Source organism: Limosilactobacillus caccae, assembly GCF_900156885.1.
Taxonomy (GTDB): Bacteria; Bacillota; Bacilli; order Lactobacillales; family Lactobacillaceae; genus Limosilactobacillus; species Limosilactobacillus caccae.
In genome coordinates this window covers 300726-323091 of record NZ_FTOY01000011.1, presented here as the reverse complement: position 1 = coordinate 323091, position 22366 = coordinate 300726, and the positions used below count along the sequence as shown (strand labels likewise).

The following is a 22366-nucleotide window of genomic DNA, read 5'->3' as shown; positions in this document are numbered from 1 at the left end:
AAACTAAAAATCATGATCATCAAAATCATCAGCGTACGGAACGTGTGAGTCTTGAATTCGTTTGAACATCTTTTCGAGATCCTGGTCATTAAAGTGGACAGTTACCGGCCGACCGTGCGGGCAGTTAAACGGGTTTTCACACTGCGGTAGCTTTCTTAATAATGCCTTGGCTTCCCGTTCGTCAAGGTGGTGGTTTGCCTTAATCGCCCGTTTGCAACTCATCATAATTGCTGTCTTTGCACGAAAGTCCTTTACCGTTAGCTTACCGTTTTTAATAATCCAGTCAATCATTTCCCGGGCAGTATCCTCTTCTTGCCCTTCCTTAAACCAGGTCGGGTGCGAGCGAAGGATAAAGCTGTTTTGCCCAAATGACTCCAGGTTTAACCCCACCGCTGCTAAGACATCCTGGTGTTGGTTAATTGTCAGCGCATCAACTGTCGAATAGTTTAACACCAGCGGCACCAGGAAGTTTTGCTGGTCAGCGCTGACCTCCCCAATCTTTTGCCGGTAGTACTCGTAATTGATCCGTTCCTGGGCCGCATGCTGGTCAACAATGTATAAGCCATCCCCTGCCTGGGCTAGGAGGAAGGTCCCCTGGAGCTGGCCGATATACTGGAGTTGGGGAAAGCGTTGCTGGTCAGGGTCCGCCTTGTCATGCACGTCTAATTCAATGTTTTCAACCTTCCCTGTCTTTGCGGCCTGGTGAGGCGCGGTTAGGGGTGCTTCAAACGGTGTTACCTGGCCCTCATTTTGGTAGCGTCGGTCAAACTGCTGCATTAGCGGCGCAGTTAACTCTGCTGCATGGTGGATAACGACCGGTGCTGGTAACTCGCTATCATCAGCCTCAGCAGCGGCAGGCGTGTCGGCAAATGACGAACTAGGTGCTGCTGCCTGCGGCGTTGGGCTTGGCGTTGATTGCGGGTTAACTTGGTAGGTCGGTGCCGCTTCCTTTAATTGCTGGTTAAGGGCTGCGACGTCCTCATCAGCCGGCATGAACTGGTCAGCATCGACATCTGGAATTAAATTTTCAACTGCAATCCGGTCAAAAATCGTCTTCGCAATCAACGTGGTCAGCTGGTTTTCCTTGCTTAACCGGACTTCCCGCTTCGCCGGGTGGACGTTCACATCCACTAATACCGGGTCCAGGTCAATATTGATTACCGCAATCGGGTAACGGCCGACCATCAACTTTGACTGGTAGCCCTGAATAATCGCCTTCGTTAGCTCAAAGTTACGGATGTAGCGGTGGTTGATCGTGATCGTAATGTACTGGCGGGAAGAACGGGTCAGCTCTGGTAATGATACGAAACCATTGACCCGAAAATCATCGTCTTCCCCACTGACAGCTAGCATCTTCCGGCCGGTTTTCACCCCGTAGATGGCCGCAATCACTTGCTGGAGGTTATCGTTACCAGCGGAACGAAACAGTTCCCGCCCATTATGGCTAAAACTAAAGGCGACCGCCGGATTCGCCAGGGCAAGACGGTTGATAATATCCGTGATGCGGGCTAACTCTGTCTGGGGCGATTTAAGGTATTTCAACCGTGCAGGGGTATTAAAGAAGAGGTCGGTAACCTTAATATCTGTCCCTTGACGGGCACCAGCGGGCTGGGTTGCGACCACCTTGCCTCCCCGTAAATGAATCATTGTCCCTGCTGGTTGGTCCACCTGGGCAGTGGTTAAGACGACATCGGCAACGGAGGCGATACTCGGCAGGGCCTCCCCCCGAAACCCCATCGTCTGAACCTTAAAGAGGTCATGACGGGAGGCAATCTTACTAGTTGCGTGTCGGCGAAAAGCAATGGCGACATCGTCACTCGCTATCCCGTCTCCATCATCAATTACCCGGATACTATCAAGGCCAGAATTTTCAACAATAATATCAATCCGGTGACTATGGGCATCAAGTGAATTTTCTACTAGCTCCTTTACGATCGACGCTGGTCGTTCAATCACTTCCCCCGCCGCAATCTGGTCAGCGAGCACATTATCCAATTCATGAATTTTTCCCATTAGTTCTCACCTTACTTTAGTTTTTGCTGCCACTTGTAGATTTGATTCATTACTTCCATCGGGGTCATCCCCATCAGGTTTAATTCTTTCAACTGGTGCAGGATCCGCCGGTCCACGGTCGACTCCTTTTTTACTGGGGCCGTCTTAAACAGTTCTAGCTGCCCGTTGTCTTCTTCCAAGACCGGCGCCGGTGCGGCACTTTTTGCTGCTGGCTGCGGTTCATTGAGCGTCACCGCAGCTGAAGAGCTTGGGTAGCTTGTTGGACCAGCCGCTGGCAACTTGACGTCCTTCTTTTCAAGCTTAGTCAGAATTTGGTCCGCCCGGTTAAGTAACGAAGCGGGCATTCCGGCGAGTTTTGCCACGTGAATCCCGTAGGACTTATCCGCTGGCCCGGCAGTTACCTTATGCAAGAAGACCAGTTCGCCATCCTTCTCCGTTGCCCCGACATGGACGTTTTTAAGCCGTTGGAGACTTTCTTCTAGGCTGGTCAACTCATGGTAGTGCGTGGAAAAGAGGGTTTTTGCCCGGACATGCTGGTGGACGTACTCAATGATTGCCTGGGCAAGGGCCATCCCATCGTAGGTTGCCGTTCCCCGACCAATTTCATCAAAGAGGATTAAACTCCGGTCAGTCGCGTGCATCAAGGCATTATTGGCCTCCATCATCTCGACCATGAATGTACTCTCACCAGAAATCAAATCATCGGCAGCCCCAATCCGGGTAAAGACCTGGTCAAAGATTGGCAATTCTGCGGATTTAGCCGGTACAAAGCACCCAATCTGGGCCATCACCGCAATCAACGCTAACTGCCGCATATAGGTACTCTTCCCCGACATGTTGGGACCGGTGATCAAGAGGATGTCCGTGTCATCCCCCATCAATACATCGTTCGGGACATATTCTTGGTGGCCCATAAACTTTTCAACAACCGGGTGTCGGCCGTCCTTAATCTTCAAGACGTGTCCCGTATTCATTGCTGGCCGGACAAAGTGGTAGTCTTCACTGACAACCGCAAAGCTTTGCAAAACATCCAGTTCCGCCAGATTCTGGGCTAATTTTTGCAGTCGCTTGATCTGCCCCTTTACCTGCTCCCTAATCTTCACAAAGAGGTCGTATTCGAGAGCGGTGGACTTCTCCTGAGCCCCCATGATCAAGGCCTCTTTTTCCTTTAGCTCTGGCGTTGAAAACCGTTCTGCATTCACCAGGGTCTGCTTTCTTTCGTAGCGCCCCTGTGGCAACTTATCGAGGTTCCCCTTAGTTACCTCAATATAGTAACCAAAGACGTGGTTATAGCCAATCTTGAGATTATTAATCCCCGTTAACTTGCGTTCGCGCTCTTGGAGGTCAGCAATCCACTGTTTACCGTTATTCATTGCATCCCGGTACTGGTCTAGCTGGTCATTATAACCATCCTTGATGACCCCTCCATCGGTAACTGCAATCGGCGGTTCCTCAACAACTGCCTGCTCAATCAATCCGGCAATATCACTTAACGGGTCCAAGTCGTTTTGTAATTTTTCAAAGACTGGTGAGTCAAGGGTTTCTAAAACGTACTTGATCTTCGGCACTTGCTGCAAGGAAGTCTTAAGCTGGATTAAATCCCGCCCGTTGACACTCCCGTAAGCAACCCGCCCCGCAAGCCGTTCCAAGTCATAAACCTTAATTAATTCTTGCTGGAGGTTGCTCCGCTCAAAGTAGTGGTCAAGCAGTTCTTGAACCTTATCCTGCCGCTCAGCAATCGCTTGGGGATCAATCAGTGGCCGGTCAAGCCACCGCTTTAGTAGCCGGTTGCCCATCGCGGTCTTAGTCTCATCTAATAGCCAGGCTAAGGTCCCCTGGCGCTTACCACTCCGCATATTGGTCATCAATTCTAAGTTGGCCTTTGAGTAATGATCAATCTTCATAAAGGAGCTCGGCTGGTAGGCAATTGCCTTTTGCAGGTGGTCCAGTGACCGCTTCTGGGTCGTCAACAAGTAGGATACTAGCAAGCCGACAACCCGCTTTTGCGAATCATCGTTGAGGTCCTGCGTTAGGTAACTGATCTCCGCATTTTTCAAGATCGTTGGCTGGTGGGACTGCAAGATGTTGCGGTGGTCAAACTGGGTGGTCAGTTCTGCTGGTAACTCGCCGTCGACAATCACTTCCTTGCTCTGGAGGTTAACCAGCTCGTTGATCGTCTCATTAGCGCTCTTCACCGTTGTGGTTTTCAACTCCCCAGTTGATAAGTCCGTATAAGCGATGCTAAAGCTATCCGCTTGTCTGCTGACCGCCGCTAGGTAGTTATTATCACGGGCTTGCTCACCGTTGAGGTCCATCTGCGTCCCGGGAGTTACCAACCGGGTAACCGCCCGCTTGACCATCCCCTTAGCGGTCTTCGGATCTTCCATTTGTTCACAAACCGCTACCTTGTAGCCCTTATCAATTAAGATGTCGATGTAACTATTCACTGCCCGGTGGGGGACCCCGCACATTGGAATTGGGTTTTTAGCGCTATGGTTACGGGTCGTTAACGTTAGCTCAAGTAGCTGGGCCCCTTTCACAGCATCATCGTTAAATAGTTCATAGAAGTCACCAAGTCGGTAGAACAAAAAGGCATCGGGATATTGGTCCTTAACTTTTTGGTATTGTTCCATCATTGGTGTTGTTTTCTTTGGCACTAACTTTCACCTCATTAGTCATTTCTTCGTTCATTAGTCGCACATAATACAATTATATTTTTTGCGGAAAGGAAGCGCAAGATAAAGCCTCACTAGCTAAGCAAATATTTTAAAAAAGAAAAAGACTGACGTAATCCCAGTCTTCTTCTCGCTACAATTTATTACTTTGCATAATCAACTGCCCGTACTTCACGAATAACCGTCACTTTAATGTGACCAGGGTATTCCAATTGCTTTTCAATCTTGTTCTTAATGTCATGAGACAAGGTCGATGCCTGCAAATCGGAAACCTTCTTTGGTTTAACAATTACCCGTAGTTCACGACCAGCTTGAATTGCGTAACTATGGTCGACACCATTATAACTGTTTGCTATGCCTTCGAGCTTCTTCAATCGTTGAATATATTGTTCGAGGGACTCACTTCGCGCACCAGGCCGGGCACCTGAAATTGCATCAGCTGCTTGAACCAGGACCGCAATAACTGAGGTCGGTGCGACATCCCCGTGGTGTGAGGCAATCGTATTGATAACGACCTTGTTTTCCTTATACTTGCGGGTTAGCTCAACACCAAGTTCAACGTGGGAACCATCGACTTCATGGTCAATGGCCTTTCCAATATCGTGGAGTAGTCCTGCTCGTTTGGCAAGTGTGACATCTTCACCAAGCTCTGCTGCCATGATGCCAGCAAGCTTAGCAACTTCAACCGAGTGATCCAACACATTTTGTCCATAACTGGTCCGGTACTTCATCCGCCCGACTGTCTTAATAAGGTCAGGGTGCATCGAATGAATGCCTAAGTCAAATAGTGCTTGTTCACCCGTCTCACGCAACTGCGTATCCATCTGCTTTCGTGCCTTGTCAACCGCTTCTTCAATCCGTGCAGGATGAATCCGCCCATCTTGGATTAACTTTTCAAGGGCGATCTTCGCAATTTCACGGCGAACAGGGTCAAAACCACTGAGGACGACTGCTTCCGGCGTATCATCAATAATCAAATCAATTCCAGTAAGCGTCTCAAGTGTCCGGATATTCCGTCCTTCACGACCGATGATCCGGCCCTTCATATCATCATTTGGCAAGTTGACGACTGATACTGTAGTCTCCGAGACAACATCAGCCGCGCTCCGTTGAATTGCCTCAACGATTAGCTTCTTGGCATTTCGTTCCGCCGTCAACTCCGCTTCTTGTTCACTGTCACGAATCATTACTGCTCGTTCAGTCTTTAACTGTTCTTTTACTTCAGAAAGTAATAACTGCTTTGCATCTTCTTGTGACATCTGGGCAACCTTTTCAACTTCTTGTTGCCGTTCGTCAATTAAGGAGTTTGCCTTTTCTTGAGATTGATGAAGCTTTTCTTTTTCTTGATCTAACTTACGTTCACGTGCACCAACTGCATTTTCCCGTTTTTCAAGGGCATTATCTTTGTGGTCTAAGGAGGTCTCCCGTTGTAATAACCGGTCTTCTTGCCGTTGAACTTCACTGCGACGTTGCTTTAACTCGTCTTCTACTCGTTCACGGTACTGGTGGCTCTCCTCCTTGGCTTCCAATACTGCCTCTTTTTTCGCCGTTGCTGCATCTTGTTTTGCTTTAGCAATAATACCTTGCGCATCATTATGTGCTTCTGCGATCTGTTTTTCGTATGAAGTCTTACGAATCACATAGCCGACAATAATTCCGACAACCATAGCAAGCGCGGCGAAAATTAATAGCTTCATTATTTCACCTCCGCTTCAACTATTATGTTGTTGGTCTAAATAAATTAATTTAACCATGTAATGTATTTTCTTTACACCACACAAGTTAAATTTTAAGCTTGCCTACCGAAGGTGTCAACTATTGAATTTCGCAATTAATTTATTCTAAGCAATCGGTTGCCATTTAAACTAAAAAAGTGAGACTAAGGACGACCCTCAGTCTCACTCGGCAACGGTAAAACTACTTTTTACTTGCCTCTTCGATTGTTTCTTGTTTGGGTTCTTCACTATCAGCGGCCTTATCAGGAGTAGCTTCCGCCTTCTCATTGAGGGGGTCCATGCCGTAAGCAACCCGCACCTTATCCATCAGCTCATTCATGCTATCTGGGTGCTCGGCAAGCCACTTCTTCGCATTTTCCCGACCCTGACCAATCCGGTCGCTACCGTATGAGTACCAGGCTCCACTCTTGTTGACAAGGTCCTTTTCAACCGCCATGTCCAGTAATTCACCAGTCTTGGAGATCCCTTCACCGTACATGATGTCAACTTCACACCGCTTGAATGGCGGCGCAACCTTGTTCTTAACGATCTTTACCTTTGCCCGGTTACCGATTACGTCAGTTCCATTTTTAATCTGTTCGGCCCGCCGGATCTCCATCCGGATAGTGGAATAAAACTTCAAGGCCCGGCCACCAGTCGTGGTCTCAGGGTTACCAAACATTACCCCCACCTTTTCACGAATCTGGTTAATAAAGATTGCGATCGTCTTTGTCTTGTTAATCTCACCTGACAGTTTCCGGAGTGCCTGTGACATTAAGCGGGCTTGCAAGCCGACGTGGGCGTCACCCATTTCCCCTTCAATTTCGGCACGAGGAACAAGGGCGGCGACTGAGTCAACAACCACCAGGTCAACGGCGCCACTGGAAATCAAAGCGTCGGCAATCTCAAGCCCTTCCTCCCCGGTATCTGGTTGGGAGAGGAGGAGGTTATCAACATCGACCCCTAATGCTTCAGCATACTGGGGATCAAGGGCGTTTTCTGCATCAATATATGCCGCGGTACCGCCCTGCCGTTGTACTTCTGCAACAGCATGCAGTGCAACCGTCGTCTTCCCTGAACTTTCTGGACCGTAGATTTCAACGATCCGGCCACGGGGATAACCCCCAACACCGAGCGCCTTGTCAATTGCCAAAGAGCCACTGGAAACGGTGGCAACCTTCATATCGGCTGCGTCACCCATGCGCATGATAGAACCCTTACCAAAGTTCTTTTCGATCTTTCTGATTGCAACATCCAGTGCTGCCTTTCGTTGATCAGCCAAATCAAATTCCTCCTTTTTAACGGAATGTCCGATAATTAATGATAACAGTTTTAACTAAAAAAACAAGAAAAATGCGAACAATGGTTCGTTTATTTTTTGAGGGCTTCGTAGATCATCTGGAGACCATATTGAACGCTTAATGTCCGAATCGCTTGCCGGCCAATATACGGTGCCAGGTGCAGCTGCTTGGTAACCGTTGCTTGGCCCTTGACCGCAACACCAATCCATACTGTTCCCGCTGGTTGGCCTTCAAGGTCATCAGGCCCCGCAACTCCGGTAAAGCCAATGCCGACTTCAGCATTCATCTGGCGAGAACTTCCCTCGGCCATCGCTGCCGCAGTTGCCGAACTAACGACCCCGTTTTGCTCAATCAGCGCCGCCGGAATCCCGAGTAGTTTTTCCTTCGCACTAGCCGCGTAGGTAACAAAGCCCCCATTAAAGACGTTCGACGCTCCCGGAACGGAGCAAATTGTACTCTGAAACATTCCACCAGTCAGGCTTTCTGCCCCACTGACGTGCCAACTGCGGTCCTTTAACAGTTGAACAACTACTGCCGCCAGGGTTAGGTCGTCGCCGGTTCCAAAGAAATACGGGCCTTCGATCGCTAAAATCTCAGCCTGCGCCCGGTCAATCAACTGGTTGGCTTCTGCTGTCGGTAAATCACGCACCGTCAACCGGACCTGAATTGCCGTTGGTTGAACGTATGAGGTAATCACTACTTGCGGGTCGTCCTTCGTTGCAGCCGCAATTTCTTCCATCAGTTGGGCTTCCGGGCGTCCCAAGAAGTTCAGGGTCCGGCTAACGATCTGCTTACCGGTCGCAAAATGCGTTACTAGCTTGGGAAGCAGGCTATGGTCAACCATTGCCTTAAATTCGGCCGGTGGGCCCGGAAGGACAACAATTACTCGTCCAGCAGCCTCAAACCAGCAGCCAAGTGCTAAACCGACTGGGTTGGCTAGTGGTTCACCGCCAGCTGGGTACTGGGCCTGCCGAATATTTTCCGGCTCCATCTTAATTTGGCGTTGCTTGAAAGTATCCTTAACCCATTTCCAGTGAGCTTGGTCAGTATGAAGGTGGACCCCGAGTGCTTTGGCCACCGTTGGCATCGTCACGTCATCAGCCGTCGGTCCTAAGCCGCCACAGACAAAAATTAGCTTGGCCCGCTTCATCGCGCCCTTAATCACCTTAACCAACCGTTGCGGGTCATCGTCAACCGTTGTCTGATAGGTCGCCGGCAGATCTAGGCGGGTCAACTTATCTGCCAGGTAAGCAGCGTTCGCATTAACAATCTGACCGAGGACAATCTCGGTTCCTACTGATATAATCTCTGCATCCATTATCTACACCCCTATAATATATATACGTAAATTATAATGAATTTCACGAAAAAAATAAAAAGAAGCTAGAAAAAATTTTTCTAACTTCTTTTTATTATTTAAATCCGTCTGAAAAGACACCGCGGCCCTGGATGAAGTAGTCAACCCCAGAGTAAATTGTGAAGAACAGGCAGATGTATAACATAATTTGCCCAAAAGGAATGTTCCAGTACGCAAAGATGACGTTATTGAGCAAGAGGAAGATAATCGCAATGAACTGCGTCGTTGTCTTAATCTTGCCGGGCATCTTGGCGGCCAAAACAGTCCCGTTTTGTTCAACAAGCAGTAGCCGTAACCCAGTCACTGATAATTCCCGCCAGATGATAATCGAAGTTACCCAGGCTGGAACAATCCCATTTCCAGTTAAAACGATAAAGGCCGTCATTACTAATAGCTTATCGGCTAACGGGTCGGTAAACTTACCAAAATTAGTAACAAGGTGGTCCCGCCGCGCAATCCGCCCATCGAGGTTATCCGTCAAGGTTGCTGCGATAAAGAGGATTGCCGCAATCAATTGGGCAAGCGGAATTGTTGCCCCCAAAAAGCTAACTGCTCCCCAGCCCTGTAATGGTAAGACCATTAATAATAGGAAAAATGGGATGATGATTAAGCGAACAATTGTTAATTTATTAGGTAAATTCAATGTTATAACTCCTTTGTCTTCACAAAATTAGCGGTTCGTATTTTGTGGCCGGCTCGTGTTGGTTGCTGGCCGTTGTTGACCACTGTTGGCATTTGATGGCCGGGTTGTGCTACTAGTAGCTTGACTTGACTGGGAAGCCGCAGAAGAACTAGTAGCCGTGGATGATTGCGAAGAACTGCTTGATTGATTCTTACCAAAGTTAATCGTCACTGTCCGGGTATTTTGGTAACGGCCATTTTCAGTAACGTCGATCGTTTGGCCACCGATCTTCATTGTCGTGGCCCGCGCATTACCAACAATAATTACTAAGGAAGTAGTGTCCTTATTAATCTTTAAGTTGGCCTTTTCATCCTTCTTCAACGTCTTGTTTAATAAAGTATTGTTGTTGGCCCGCACCTGTAGCCATGAGTCTTCAGTTGGACTAATTGCTAAATCGGCATCCTTAGTCAATTGATCCGCATTAAAGACCACACTGTTGTTGTTCCGGCTTGTTTGCTGGAGCTTGATTGCAACGGACTTTTCTTTCTTGGTGCTTTCCTTCTTGGCGGAAGAGGAAGCCTTCTTCCGGCTCTCACCAGATACCGATACAGAACTATTATCAATCCGGGTGGAAGAATCACGGTTATTTCTGGCAATTGCGGTGAGCCAAATAGCGGCTAAAACTAAGACAATTACACAGGCGATGATGATTGTTGGCATATAGTTTCTAACCTTGTCAACACTGCCGCTAACGGTCTTGCGTTGACTTGCCCGGGTCTCAACTGCCTGGGCAAGGTGGTCAGAATATTCTTCTGTCTTTGTCTTTGGCAATTGATCATCATATTGTTGAAGAAGGTCATTGCCGTCTAGTCCAACCATGTTGGCGTACTGCTTAATGAATGCCCGAACATAGAAGTCACCAGGAAGTTCATCAAAGTTTTCATCTTCAATCGCAATCAAGTAGCGCTTTTGAATCTTCGTCACTTGTTGCAGGTCATCAAGAGTGTAACCCTTGTCTTCCCGGGCTTTACGTAAAATCTTCCCGATTTCAAGTTTCTTTTGTTCGTTCTCGTTCTCACTCATTGTCCTATCTCCATTTTCTTCTTTATGTTCACTCTTGGATATTATATCATGCTCACTAATATAAAATTGCTAATTTTAGCAATCTTAAGAAAAGCTGTTCCCTACTGGTGTTGGGGGACTACCTGGTATACCGAGATCCCTTGGGAGGTAATAAACTCATTTGCTACCTGGTACAAATCATCAATCGTAATTGACTTTAATAACTGAATTTCGTCCATTAAACTGGCCCCGGCAAACAGGTCACCAGCATAGCGATTAGCAATTGCTTCAGGAGAATCGAGCAAGCCAATCAGCCGCCCTAATTCAGCATTTTTAATTCCTTCAAACCGCGTCCGGGCTGCTTCAATCTGCTGGTCAGCGCTCTCTAAGATTGCGATTACCTCATCAGCGAAACGTTCCAGCTGGTTAGTATCAGAACTAAAGTAAGCAAAGTGAAATCCCCGTTGCATCTCAAAATTATAGCTAAATGAATCATCCAGCGTTTCATTATTGTACAAGCGGAGGTAGTTATCAGATGTATCATCGAATAAGACATCTAATAACAGGTCAATTGCCAGCTTATAGTGTAATCGTTGGCGACCGTCATCGAAGTGCTTCGTTCCCCGCAAGCCAACGACCACCTTCGGCCGTACGATATCCATCGTCAATGAGCGAAATGGAATTACATCGTGGGCAGTGGGGTCGTTTAAGGAAAAGAGTCGCCGCGGCACTTCCGCCGGTGGGAAGGTCTTTTGCGCTTGATTTTGCTCAATCCACGCCATTGTCTCTTCCGGATCCAGCTGACCAACCAAGAAGAGGTTCATATTGCTTGGCTGGTAAAATGTCTGGTAACTCGCCATCAAGATCTCCGGAGTGATCTGACTGATCGAGTCAACCGTCCCAGCAATATCAATTCTCATCGGGTCCTTCGGGTAGAGGTTACCAAGGATTCCAAGGTAAAGGCGCCAGCCGGGATCATCATCATACATCTGGATCTCCTGGCCGATAATCCCTTGCTCTTTTTTCACCGTCTGTGCCGTAAAATACGGGTCCTGAACAAAGTCAAGCAAGACATCCAAATTGGCATGCAAGTTACTCGTCGTTGAAAAAAGGTAACTAGTCTGGGTAAAGCTGGTAAAGGCATTTGAATCCGCACCAAGCTTACCAAAGAGGTCAAAGGCATCGTGGTCCTCCTTTTCAAACATCTTGTGCTCTAAAAAGTGAGCGACCCCATCAGGCACCTTAATCGCTTCGTCTTGTTGGTAAGGGATAAAGTGGTTATCGATTGAGCCAAAGTCAGTTGTTAAGATTGCGTAAGTCTTATGGTAGCCGGCCATTGGTAAAAGCTGCACTTTTAAGCCATTTGCCAGCTGTTGGCGATAAATTGTCTGGTTAAATTCTTGATAAACTTGTTTATCCATCTGTTTACTTTTCACCACTCAATAAATAAACTGCTTGAAGTTTCGTCATCTTAGCAACCCGGATAATGTCATCCTTGGTTACGGCCTTGATCTGTGTTACAAAGTCCTGGTTTGCTTGCCCAAATAAGCTCGTAACAAGTTGTTGCTCTAATACATTGCCGGCAATATCATGCCCTGCCCGATACTGGTTAATCAGGCTATCCTGGACCTCTTGTAGGGTTGCGGTGCTAAAATCACCTGCCTGGATAGCGGCTAATTGAGCTTGAACCAAGTCACGAACCTGGTCCCGATCACTAGCCTTAATCCCGGTCTGGACGCTCACCAACCCATTGAACGGCAAGAACCGGCTAGAAGCATAATAAGCAAGACTGGCCTTCTCACGGACATTAGTAAACAACTTGGAGTAAGGAGTTCCCCCAAACAAGCCATTAAAGACTAACCCCGCATAGTAATTAGCATCATGATAGTAAACTGGCAGCCGATATGCCAAATTAAACTTTGCCTGGCTGACCTGCTGGTAATCGGTCCGGTGCTGGACAAGCTCATAAGCTGGCTGCTGATAAAACGGTGCTGGCAATGCAGCGTCACGGTCAGCAAACGGCAAGCGTGCGAAGACTTGCTGTGCCGCTTGGGGGTCAACATCCCCGAGGACGAAGATATCAACCTTATCGCGATCAATCATTGACCGGTAAGTCTCAACCAGGCTACTAGCGGTTAGGTCTGCCAAGTCATTGATCCGGCCAAAACTAGGAATCCGCATTACGGAATCCTGTTGATAGTACAAGTCCATCAACCGCTGGTTAGCAAGAAATTGTTTTTCATCATAAAGCGACTTGATGGCACTCTTCAAATTGTTCGCTTGCAGGCGGAATGTCGGTCCATCAAATTCACCATCATCAACTAACGGGTGAAATAAAATCTCATTAATTAGCTCACCAACCTGGGCAAACAGGTCTTCATGGACAAAGTTATTATTAACAAAGCTCGCATGAAGACGGACCGTATGGAGGGTGCCCAGACGATTGACAAATAGGTTGACATAGGCGCCATAGAGGGTTGCCAATTGGCGTGCCAAGGCGGTCTGTGTTGGATAACGATGCGTACTAGTCTCCAATAGGTTAGCCAACAGGTTTCGCGCAGTTGCGTTTGTTGGTGTTTGCGGGGTCGCAAAGTCTATTAAGACGTGATTCATCTTAAATTGTTTTGTGGGAATGATGTGAAGATCCACGCCACGCGCAAGATTAAAATCCACGGTCTCTTTCTCCCTTCAATAAAAAGTGCAGCAAGGGGTTACCTAGCTGCCACCCAGTTTCAATCGAATTATCGTACTGGTTAATGATACGTTAAAAGCGGCTAAATTACAAATTGATTACTATATTTCTCGCCAATTTATCAAATTAATTTCCTGGCGGCACCACGGTAAAGATAACGGGACCGGCGAAATAGTCCACCGATCCCGTTTATCTAGTTAACTGGGCCGAGGTAGTTACTATCTTGGCCAAACCATTTCTCATTGATCTTTCTTAATTCGCCATTCTGTTGGAGCTTCCCTAAGCCGTCATTAATCTTCTTTTGCAAGGTTTTATCGCCCTTGCGCATCCCGACAGCAAATGATTCCATCGGCAACTGCTTACTTACATATGTCCGGTAATCGCGGCTGTTCTGTTGGTGCTTAATGTAGTAATCAGCGTATACTTCGTCCATTAAAATCCCCTGAATACGGTTAGCGTTCAAGTCGATAAAGGCGTTCGGGAAGGTATCGTATTGAATCGGCTCCTTGTTTTTAATCTTGTCTTTTAGGAGCTTGGGCTTTTCATCCAACACTGTCAACCCGGTTGACCCGCTTTGAACCCCCAGTGACTTCCCCGTCATATCATTCAGGTTCTTAATATCACTTGCCTTCTTGGTTACCAAAATCTGCCGGTTCCTTAGATAGGGGCGGCTAAAGGCCACCTTCTTTGCCCGGTCAGGGTTAATTGAATAACCATTCCATAAGAGGTCAATGGTGCCGTTTTTCAGCTCCGTTTCCTTCATCGACCAATCAATTGGTTGAAAATCAACCTTAATGCCGTATTGCTTAAACACCGCCCGGGCAAGGTCAATGTCATAACCGACCAACTTACCGTCCTTTTGCCGGTAACCCATCGGGACAAAGCTATCATCAAGGCCCACGATTACCCGCTTGCGTTGTTGAATCCGGCTCCACGTATCCTGGGTGTTTGCCCGACTAGTAAGGTTTTCACACCCAGCGAGAAGGAAAAGGGGAACGATTAATAAAAGGATCAGCGAAACAGCTTTAAATCTTTTCATCTTGCTCCCTCCTTAGTTTTGCTGGTCAAGTGGCTTAACTTTCAAAATATCATCAGCGACGTCCTCGGCAAAGTCCAAATCGTGAGTAACAATCAGCTGGGTCATCCCGTCTTTTTTCAAGCCCAGGATAATGTTAGCAACATCCTTCCGCAGGTTCGGGTCAAGGGCCGAGGTTGGCTCATCATAGCATAAGATCTTTGGCTTCATCGCTAATGCCCGGGCGATTGCTACCCGTTGCTTTTGTCCCCCTGACAATTGGTAGGGGTAAAGGTCCTCCTTATCACCCAAGCCCAGTTCATCAAGCAACCGCTTAGCTTCTGCCGTTGCGGCTGTTTTATCCTTTTTTAAAACCATCGTTGGCGCAAGGGTAATGTTTTCCATCACTGATAGGTTGGGGAAAAGCTTGAAGTCCTGAAAGACAACCCCAATCACCCGGTCATTTGCCTCGGTCCCTTGGGGGTTAAATGACCGGCCATCAATAGAGAACTCCCCACTATCAGGGCTTTCCAGACCAGTTATGCACCGCAAGAGCGTTGTTTTCCCAGCACCAGACGGTCCAACAATACAAAGGATTTTGCCATCTTCAACGGTGAGGTCAACCCCGTTTAAAATTTGCCGGCCGCCAAAACTTTTCTTTAGATTGCGAACTTCTAACATAGTGATCTCCTCCCCTACTTAAAGTATGCGTAGCGTTTTTCGACTTGCCGTAAGACCAAAGTACAAATCCCGACGAGAATTAAGTAAATTAACCCGACAAGCAGCAGTGGTACTAAGGTGACATCGCGGGCGGTTGCGACGTTCCCGGCCCGGAGTAAGTCGCCAAGCCCGATTACGTAAACTAATGATGAATCCTTAACTAAGTTAATCACTTCATTCCCAATTGATGGGATAACAATCTTAACGACTTGCGGGATGATAATCTTACGAAGGGTTTGCCAGTAGCTTAGACGAAGAACCTTCGCTGCTTCAAACTGCCCCTGGTCAACTGACTGAAAACCACCACGGAAGATTTCCGCAAAGTAGGCGGCGTAGTTGAGGATGAAGGCAACTAGTGCGGCGTCATAACGTTCAAAGACGATTCCGACAATTGGTAAACCATAGAAGACAAAGATTAATTGCAATAGCAATGGTGTCCCCCGCATCAGCCAAACGTAAATTTCAAGGAGCCACTTTAAGGGGTGGATTTTTGAGGTTAACCCTAAGCTGACAAGAATTCCGAGCGGTAAAGAACCGACTAACGTCCAGAAGAAAATTTGGAGGGTAAGACCTGCTCCCTGAAATAATGAAGGTAAGATTTCATTTATATATTGCATTGACATTGTATTGCCTCCTTAGTTAATTAATTATCAAATACCAGTAAACAAAAATCCCCTAGGAAAAGACTTTCCTAGAGGACGATCAAATCGTGGTTCCACCTCAGTTTATAGGCACCTCACAGTACCTATCTCGGCAAGTTCATCTAATCTTCTGGAATAGAAAAACGCCCCCGAGCCAACTGGCTACGAGGGCGTTTCCGCGGTTCCACCTCATCTTGTTACCTTCTCACGAAGAATAACCTTAGTGAGTTCATTAAATAAACTCCGTGCTGTAACGGGCTTCCCCGGGTCTTCCTACTTAGGACTTCAGAAGACCAACTCACAGATGTGATTCAAACTTTTGAACAGGTCCCCTCCCACCAAACGGGACTCTCTTTGCTGCTCATGAAGTTCTACTAGTCTGTTCACTGTCATTTATGATGTTGTTAGTATCCTATAATGAAATTCTCATAATGTCAAGAACTATTTTAAACTTGCCCGTCATCAAGCCCCCACCGGTACATTGCCCGGATTGGCCAAAATAAAACGACAAAATAGATCAAGTTTAACGCTAGTGTCGGTGCTAAGGTAAAGACCAAGTAGTCACCAAAGCCAACGTCGGTAATCCCGATAAGGTAATATGCCCAGTAATTAAGCGTCTCAAAGACAACCAGGTCAACAAAAAAGATCATGATCATCGATAAGAACGACGAACTAAAGTAGCGGGCTAAAACTTTTGTTAGCGCGACAATCAACGGGTACAAGAAGATAAATAGACCGAGAATACCGGAAAAGTAAAGGTCATAAACCGCCCCCGCAGCAATTGCAAAGGGAATGAGGGGGATCTCAATGTCATCTTCAAAGAAATATGACAAGACCAACCACAATAAAACGAGTTGGCTAACCATCGAGTACGGATAGCGGAAAAATAGTGGCGCCCAGACATGGCTCAAGGCACCGTCAAGAAATAGGCTGACAAACAGGCCAATGGGGAAAACATATTTTAGTCGTGACAATCGATACATAATGTAATCACTCCTGTGAAGCAGCTTCAGCAACTGTCACGATGTTGATATCGTTAAAGTCCGTTGCTGGAGTGATATAGATTCGTTGAGCCAGGCCATAATCATCCTTGCCGACCCGGGAGACACGACCAACATAGAGTCCCTTCGGCGTGATACCACCCATTCCGCTGGTCACTACCTTGGTCCCCTTTTTAATCTTTGCCTTTGCGGTCACTTGCCCCATCTCTAGCTCATTAGTGGAGGCATTATAACCAGTGATGATTCCGTTGACCACCTTGCCATTACTACCGTTCAAGGTAATGGCAAAGCGGTTTGACGACTCACTAGTATCACTTAATAATTCGACCTTACTGTTTGTCTTATTTACTTCCGTCACCCGACCGATCAGGCCACTACCACTCATCACTGGCATGTTCTTCTCAATTCCACTTGACTGGCCCTTATTAATGACCAGTTGTCGTTGCCAAGAAGAAGGCGTCCGCATTAGGACCGCCGCAGTCACCGTGTTATAGTCGGTCATTGAATTATTCAACTTTAACTGCTGCTTTAGTTGCTTGTTTTCATGGGCCAAGGTTTGGTCACGAACCTTGGTCTGCGCTAACTCAGTTACTTGTTGCTTTAGTTCCCGGTTTTCCGCGTAGGTATTCATCAACCCGTTAACGGAACTGATGCTCGTCTGCATCCAGTTTACTGGAAGGGCAACGGCACTGTCGACAAAGCCAACAATATCATTGCCAAACTGCTGGATAATAGGCGGGGTATTGCGGCGATTACGCAGCGAAACCGAGCCGGCCATCAGTCCAAAACAGACAACTAAAATGATCACAATAAGAACTAATCGGCGATTGGAAAAAAATTTCTGCATTTTGTTCCTCCAATGCATACACAAGGTAATTAAGACGGGGCCTGCTAAACAATTATGTTTAGTGACCAGCCCCGCCAATCATTAGTTAATCCCAATGATGATTTACGATCAATCTGACCGCATTCACAATTCTCAATTAAGTAATGAAAGATTACTTCTTCTTCATTACATCAATACTCTTTAGTGATTCACCAGTACCGATCGCCACACAATCGAGGGGATCATTGGCAATGAATACTGGTACCTTTGTTGCATCAGCAATAACATCTGGGAGGTGCTTCAACAAGGCCCCACCACCGGTTAGGACAATTCCGTGGTCAATAACATCCGCTGCGATTTCTGGTGAAGTCTCTTCCAAGGTTCCCTTAATTGCAGTAATAATGCTGTCAACAACGTCTTGAAGTGCCGTCGAAACGTCCTTAGCGGAAACTTCCATCGTCTTAGGTAAACCAGTAACAAGGTCCCGTCCGCGAACCTGGGTCGTCCCCATCTCTTCAGCAGCTTCTACTGATGCAGAACCAACATCCCACTTCAGTTTTTCGGCGGTCCGGTCCCCAATCAAGAGGTTCATGTGTTGCCGGACATATTGGACAATCGCATCGTTCATCTTGTCACCGGCCATCCGGATAGAACGGCTGGACACAATCCCACCTAACGAAATTGTGGCAACGTCGGTCGTTCCACCACCAATATCAACAACCATGCTCCCGGTTGGGTCCATTACTGGAAGGCCGGCCCCAATTGCCGCTGCAAATGGTTCTTCAATAACGTAAGCATCACGTGCACCGGCTACCCGCGTAGCATCGATGACGGCCCGCTTTTCAACTTCGGTAATTCCACTTGGTACACAAACCATCACGTACGGCTTGCCGTTATTCCCAAGGGTCTTGTCAATGTAATACTTCATCATTGCAACAGTCGTGTCATAATCAGCGATAACCCCATCTTTCATTGGCCGAATGGCAACAATGCTCTCTGGTGTCCGCCCAATCATGTCCCGCGCATCAGTGCCAACGGAAATCACCTCGTTGGTCTTTGTGTTACGGGCAACAACTGATGGCTCGCGTAATACGATCCCCTTACCTTCGAGGTAAACAATCGTATTAGCAGTTCCAAGGTCAATGCCAAGATTTTTTGTTCCGATTCCTAGCAATCTGCTTCTTCCCTTCGTCTTTAAAATCAAATTAATATCGTGCATATTATACCATAGCCACCCGGTACATACGAACATTAATATACATTAATAATCTGAAAGGAAGTATTTTTAGCACGGAAATTAATTCTTTTTTAACCTTTTAGATACACCGCTCTTCACGCCAGCTATAATACTTGTCCCGCCCAACAATCATGAAGTCAACGAGCTGGAGACCGATGATGTCACAACCATGGTCAAGCCGCTGGGTAAACGAATAGTCCTGGTCTGACGGCTCAATGTCCCCTGACGGGTGGTTATGGATCATGATGATTCCGCGCGCTGAGTTACGCAAGGCATAGTTAAAAATCCGGTCAGGGTAAAGGACACACTCACTCCGCCCACCGACAAATAATGTCTTCCAGGCGATGATGTCGTTGTGGACATCCGTGCAGGCGACGCAGATCCTTTCCTGCTCCTCTCCTTGGAAATGCGCCACCATCTCCCGCCCAAGCTCAACGCTTGAGTAGGCGTGGCCGATAATTTCTTGGTGACTCTTGGCAACCTGCTGGCCCAGCTCAATCGCTGCAAACACCGTCGCCATCTCTGGTGCCCAGGAAAGCATCTGCTCTCGTTCTACCCGGCTAGCCTTTTTAAGGGCAAAGGGGGTCGGACACTTCCGGATAAACTGTTGGCAGAGTTGTTGTCGTTGGTCACCCAAACTAGCGGGAAGGCTTGCCAATACCAGTGCTGCGTAATCATTCTGCATTTCTTTTTCCATGTTAAGTACAATCTCCTTTAAAATTACTCGCTATTATTTAAATACGTAAAATTTTGGATTTTGCACTTTTTTTCTTTTAATTTTTAAAAAGTTGTCGAACATCGGAAATGAAATAAAGCGAGCCCGTAACGATCAACACATCCTCTGCACTCATCTCACCAGCTAACTGAGCAAGGCCGAGTTGCCATTCCGATGCGTACTCAACAGGATACTTTGTGGGAATGTCTTTTACGATCGCCGCCAGGTCCGCACTAGGTCGTTTTGGCCCCGGACCGGCAAACTGAGTCACCAACAAGTGGACGTTGCCCAGGCTGGCAAGTTCGCCAAGCATTAAGTCGTACTGCTTATCTGCCAAAATCGCCACTAAGAGGTATACCTCGCGGTCGGCAAAATCATCCTGAATCGTCTGCACAAGGGCCTGTATGCCAGGTAAATTATGCGCCCCATCTAATAGGACAAGCGGTTCGTCACTTACTACTTCTAACCTGCCCGGCCAGGTTGTTTCATTGATCCCCATCTTAAAGGCCTGAACATCAACTGGCAACCCAACTTGCTGCATAAAAACTTGTGCCGCCGTTATTGCAACTGCCGCGTTTTCTACCTGGTAGTCACCACCAAGCCCGAGCGCAAACCTTCCCCGCTTTATCACGGGGCCCCGGTAGTCAATCGTCGCTTGAAATTGGTGCCCATTGACTTTCTTCGCCATAAACGCATCCCCCAGCTCGTACAGGGGAGCATGTTTCCGGTGGGCAGCTGCAATAATTACTTCTCGTGCTTCTGATGGCAGCTTGCCAACCACCACCGGCACCTGGTCCTTAATAATTCCGGCCTTTTGCGTGGCAATTTTGGCTAGTGTATCACCAAGGTATTTCATGTGGTCCCAGCCCACGGTCGTAATGACACTGACTTGGGGAATAATGACGTTGGTCGAATCAAATAGGCCACCAATCCCCACTTCTAGCAAAACAACATCCGGCTTCTTTTCTGCCATATAGCAAAACATCAGCGCCGTATCAATTTCAAACTCAGTTGGCCCCCCCGTTGGCAGCTCCTCGTCCAGCCTTGCAACGACGGGTTCAATGCGCTGGGTTAATTTTGTCAGCTCCTCATCGCTAATCTGTTCACCGTTATATTCGATTCGCTCATTAAAGCGAGTAATAAACGGTGAGGTAAAGCTGCCAACCGTTAGCCCACTGGCCAAAAGGACTGACCGCATCATCGCCACAACCGACCCCTTACCATTGGTCCCGGTCACGTGGACATAGTTCAGTCCCTCCTGGGGGTTGCCGAGTGCGGCTAAGAATTGTTTCATCCGGGAAAGAGTGGGGATCTTTTTAAACTTTGCGCGGCCATGAATAAAGGCCAGCGCGTCATCATAGTTATCAATCATCATTTTCTCCTCATTCAATAAAACAGGAGACCAGAAAAAACATTTTCCCCAGCCTCCTGTTTCAGCTTCAAATATTATCCAGCGATCACGGGGCAAGTAATATCTTCCTCCGCAATGCCATCTTAATTCTAGTGGTAAAGGTCAAAGCGTCCCTTGGACAACAGTTCCTTCACCCCACCGGTTTCCATTAGTGAGCGGTCGGCGATAATCTTCTTCATTGCCGAAGCGGTGTAGCCCTTAATCTCATGGCCCATTGCCTCACCAAAGCCGCGGGTATTACCAACGGATGCGACCGTTCCAAGTGACTTGTAGGTAAAGGCCTTTGCTTTGCGCTTGCCAGTCTTGATCCGGCTAGCAATGTCTTCAGCCGTAAAGTCAGCCATTGCCAAGGCAATTTGCGCAGTCGTTGGGTATGGTCGCTTGCCATCAGGTGGCATAACCGCCGCAACATCCCCTAGGATGTAGACATCGTCGTGGTCCGGATCATTTAAGTGGTCAGTGACCATTACCCGGCCCCGCCGTTCCTTAAATCCAGCTTCGGCCATCAGTGGGTTCCCACTGACACCAGTTGTCCAGATAATCGTCCCAGCTGATTGGGTCTGTTCTTCAGTATCATCACCATGCTTGTAGTAAACCTTACCTGGTTCGATCCGTGAAATCCGTGAGCCATCAAATAACTGAACCCCTAGCTTCTTAACCAGGTTTACCCCGTAGTCCGCAAGCTTTTCGCTAAACATTGGCAACAGCCGGGTTGAAGCTTCGATCAAGGTAATCTTAATCTCACTCGGATCAACACCGGCAATCTTTGCGTAACTTGGGCGGGCGTCAACCAAGGCGCCGGCTAGCTCAATTCCAGTAAAGCCCCCACCACAGATGATGATGTGCAAGTCATCTGGGTTTTTGCTTTGCTGGTAGTCTTGCATCTTAGCAATAATGTGGTTGTAAATTGTCTTTGCTTCGTCGACATCCGTCATTGGGAAGGCGTTTTCGTCTACCCCGGAAATTCCGAAACTTTCTGAGACGAAGCCAAGACCAACCACGCAGTAATCGTAGTGCAGTAATTCGGCGTGCTTAGCAAGCTTTACCGTCTTATTGGCGGTGTCAACACCAACCACTTCATCCTGGATAAAGGTCGTAATGTTTGGCTTTACAACGTCACTGATTGGATAAGAAATCCGTGATGGCGTCTGTGTACCCGCCGCAACTTCGTGTAAGTCCGTTGCTTCGAAGTGGTAATCATTTCGATCAACTAAAATGATATGAACATTGTCCTTTATCTTTTTTTGCAATAAAACAACTGTTTTAAGGCCAGCATATCCAGCCCCTAATACTACAACTTCCTTCATCTTTTCTCATCCCTTCATCACATTATAATTAATTATAAACATACTTTGAAATAAAG

Annotated in this window: 18 protein-coding genes and 1 other annotated feature; all 18 genes read right to left on the bottom strand. The window is 47.4% G+C overall.

The window, feature by feature from the left end; translation table 11 throughout:
• Positions 1 to 3: 3 nt before the first annotated feature.
• The gene (mutL, locus tag CZ502_RS07590; protein ID WP_076461205.1) at positions 4 to 2013 is read right to left on the bottom strand and encodes a DNA mismatch repair endonuclease MutL; all 2010 of its coding nucleotides are present in this window, start codon (positions 2011 to 2013) and stop codon (positions 4 to 6) included.
• Between the two features lie 11 nt (positions 2014 to 2024).
• A complete protein-coding gene (gene mutS, locus CZ502_RS07585; RefSeq protein ID WP_076461203.1) occupies positions 2025 to 4670 on the bottom strand; it encodes a DNA mismatch repair protein MutS in 2646 nt (881 codons plus the stop codon).
• Positions 4671 to 4831: 161 nt separating this feature from the next.
• The gene (rny, locus tag CZ502_RS07580) at positions 4832 to 6385 is read right to left on the bottom strand and encodes a ribonuclease Y (protein WP_076461201.1); all 1554 of its coding nucleotides are present in this window, start codon (positions 6383 to 6385) and stop codon (positions 4832 to 4834) included.
• Positions 6386 to 6605: 220 nt separating this feature from the next.
• Positions 6606 to 7685 carry a recombinase RecA gene (gene recA, locus CZ502_RS07575; RefSeq protein WP_076461199.1) on the bottom strand — a complete coding sequence of 360 codons (1080 nt, stop codon included), beginning with the start codon at positions 7683 to 7685 and terminating at the stop codon, positions 6606 to 6608.
• A gap of 89 nt (positions 7686 to 7774) precedes the next feature.
• The gene (locus CZ502_RS07570; protein WP_076461196.1) at positions 7775 to 9022 is read right to left on the bottom strand and encodes a competence/damage-inducible protein A; all 1248 of its coding nucleotides are present in this window, start codon (positions 9020 to 9022) and stop codon (positions 7775 to 7777) included.
• 94 nt (positions 9023 to 9116) lie between these two features.
• Positions 9117 to 9704 carry a CDP-diacylglycerol--glycerol-3-phosphate 3-phosphatidyltransferase gene (gene pgsA / locus CZ502_RS07565; protein ID WP_076461194.1) on the bottom strand — a complete coding sequence of 196 codons (588 nt, stop codon included), beginning with the start codon at positions 9702 to 9704 and terminating at the stop codon, positions 9117 to 9119.
• Between the two features lie 27 nt (positions 9705 to 9731).
• Positions 9732 to 10766 carry a helix-turn-helix domain-containing protein gene (locus CZ502_RS07560; RefSeq protein ID WP_076461192.1) on the bottom strand — a complete coding sequence of 345 codons (1035 nt, stop codon included), beginning with the start codon at positions 10764 to 10766 and terminating at the stop codon, positions 9732 to 9734.
• A gap of 101 nt (positions 10767 to 10867) precedes the next feature.
• Positions 10868 to 12166, bottom strand: a complete 1299-nt coding sequence (gene yfmH, locus CZ502_RS07555) for an EF-P 5-aminopentanol modification-associated protein YfmH (RefSeq protein WP_076461190.1) — start codon at positions 12164 to 12166, stop codon at positions 10868 to 10870.
• Positions 12167 to 12170: 4 nt separating this feature from the next.
• On the bottom strand, positions 12171 to 13418 hold the full coding sequence (gene yfmF / locus CZ502_RS07550) for an EF-P 5-aminopentanol modification-associated protein YfmF (protein WP_076461188.1): 1248 nt from the start codon (positions 13416 to 13418) through the stop codon (positions 12171 to 12173).
• A gap of 212 nt (positions 13419 to 13630) precedes the next feature.
• Complete coding sequence (locus CZ502_RS07545) at positions 13631 to 14476, bottom strand: amino acid ABC transporter substrate-binding protein (RefSeq protein WP_076461186.1); 846 nt, start codon at positions 14474 to 14476, stop codon at positions 13631 to 13633.
• Between the two features lie 12 nt (positions 14477 to 14488).
• On the bottom strand, positions 14489 to 15133 hold the full coding sequence (locus tag CZ502_RS07540) for an amino acid ABC transporter ATP-binding protein (RefSeq protein ID WP_076461184.1): 645 nt from the start codon (positions 15131 to 15133) through the stop codon (positions 14489 to 14491).
• Positions 15134 to 15147: 14 nt separating this feature from the next.
• On the bottom strand, positions 15148 to 15795 hold the full coding sequence (locus tag CZ502_RS07535; RefSeq protein WP_076461182.1) for an amino acid ABC transporter permease: 648 nt from the start codon (positions 15793 to 15795) through the stop codon (positions 15148 to 15150).
• Between the two features lie 68 nt (positions 15796 to 15863).
• Positions 15864 to 16209 (bottom strand) — a binding site (T-box leader).
• Between the two features lie 50 nt (positions 16210 to 16259).
• On the bottom strand, positions 16260 to 16796 hold the full coding sequence (gene mreD / locus CZ502_RS07530; RefSeq protein WP_076461180.1) for a rod shape-determining protein MreD: 537 nt from the start codon (positions 16794 to 16796) through the stop codon (positions 16260 to 16262).
• A 7-nt stretch (positions 16797 to 16803) separates the two neighbouring features.
• On the bottom strand, positions 16804 to 17661 hold the full coding sequence (gene mreC / locus CZ502_RS07525) for a rod shape-determining protein MreC (RefSeq protein ID WP_076461178.1): 858 nt from the start codon (positions 17659 to 17661) through the stop codon (positions 16804 to 16806).
• 151 nt (positions 17662 to 17812) lie between these two features.
• Positions 17813 to 18814: a rod shape-determining protein gene (locus CZ502_RS07520; RefSeq protein WP_076461176.1), complete on the bottom strand. Its 1002-nt coding sequence runs from the start codon at positions 18812 to 18814 to the stop codon at positions 17813 to 17815.
• 142 nt (positions 18815 to 18956) lie between these two features.
• Positions 18957 to 19574, bottom strand: coding sequence for a JAB domain-containing protein (locus tag CZ502_RS07515; RefSeq protein ID WP_076461174.1), 618 nt, complete (start codon positions 19572 to 19574; stop codon positions 18957 to 18959).
• A gap of 76 nt (positions 19575 to 19650) precedes the next feature.
• On the bottom strand, positions 19651 to 20964 hold the full coding sequence (locus tag CZ502_RS07510; RefSeq protein ID WP_076461172.1) for a bifunctional folylpolyglutamate synthase/dihydrofolate synthase: 1314 nt from the start codon (positions 20962 to 20964) through the stop codon (positions 19651 to 19653).
• 128 nt (positions 20965 to 21092) lie between these two features.
• On the bottom strand, positions 21093 to 22310 hold the full coding sequence (locus tag CZ502_RS07505) for an NAD(P)/FAD-dependent oxidoreductase (protein ID WP_076461169.1): 1218 nt from the start codon (positions 22308 to 22310) through the stop codon (positions 21093 to 21095).
• Positions 22311 to 22366 lie beyond the last annotated feature (56 nt).

Excerpts from the sequence above, each read along its gene's own strand:
- CZ502_RS07540 (WP_076461184.1), bottom strand. The coding sequence starts at position 15,133 with ATGTTAGAAGTTCGCAATCTAAAGAAAAGTTTTGGCGGCCGGCAAATT.
- CZ502_RS07535 (WP_076461182.1), bottom strand. The coding sequence starts at position 15,795 with ATGTCAATGCAATATATAAATGAAATCTTACCTTCATTATTTCAGGGA.
- mreD (WP_076461180.1), bottom strand. The coding sequence starts at position 16,796 with ATGTATCGATTGTCACGACTAAAATATGTTTTCCCCATTGGCCTGTTT.
- mutL (WP_076461205.1), bottom strand. The coding sequence starts at position 2,013 with ATGGGAAAAATTCATGAATTGGATAATGTGCTCGCTGACCAGATTGCG.
- CZ502_RS07505 (WP_076461169.1), bottom strand. The coding sequence starts at position 22,310 with ATGAAGGAAGTTGTAGTATTAGGGGCTGGATATGCTGGCCTTAAAACA.
- CZ502_RS07545 (WP_076461186.1), bottom strand. The coding sequence starts at position 14,476 with ATGAAAAGATTTAAAGCTGTTTCGCTGATCCTTTTATTAATCGTTCCC.
- CZ502_RS07515 (WP_076461174.1), bottom strand. The coding sequence starts at position 19,574 with ATGGAAAAAGAAATGCAGAATGATTACGCAGCACTGGTATTGGCAAGC.
- rny (WP_076461201.1), bottom strand. The coding sequence starts at position 6,385 with ATGAAGCTATTAATTTTCGCCGCGCTTGCTATGGTTGTCGGAATTATT.
- mreC (WP_076461178.1), bottom strand. The coding sequence starts at position 17,661 with ATGCAGAAATTTTTTTCCAATCGCCGATTAGTTCTTATTGTGATCATT.
- CZ502_RS07560 (WP_076461192.1), bottom strand. The coding sequence starts at position 10,766 with ATGAGTGAGAACGAGAACGAACAAAAGAAACTTGAAATCGGGAAGATT.
- CZ502_RS07510 (WP_076461172.1), bottom strand. The coding sequence starts at position 20,964 with ATGATTGATAACTATGATGACGCGCTGGCCTTTATTCATGGCCGCGCA.
- yfmH (WP_076461190.1), bottom strand. The coding sequence starts at position 12,166 with ATGGATAAACAAGTTTATCAAGAATTTAACCAGACAATTTATCGCCAA.
- CZ502_RS07570 (WP_076461196.1), bottom strand. The coding sequence starts at position 9,022 with ATGGATGCAGAGATTATATCAGTAGGAACCGAGATTGTCCTCGGTCAG.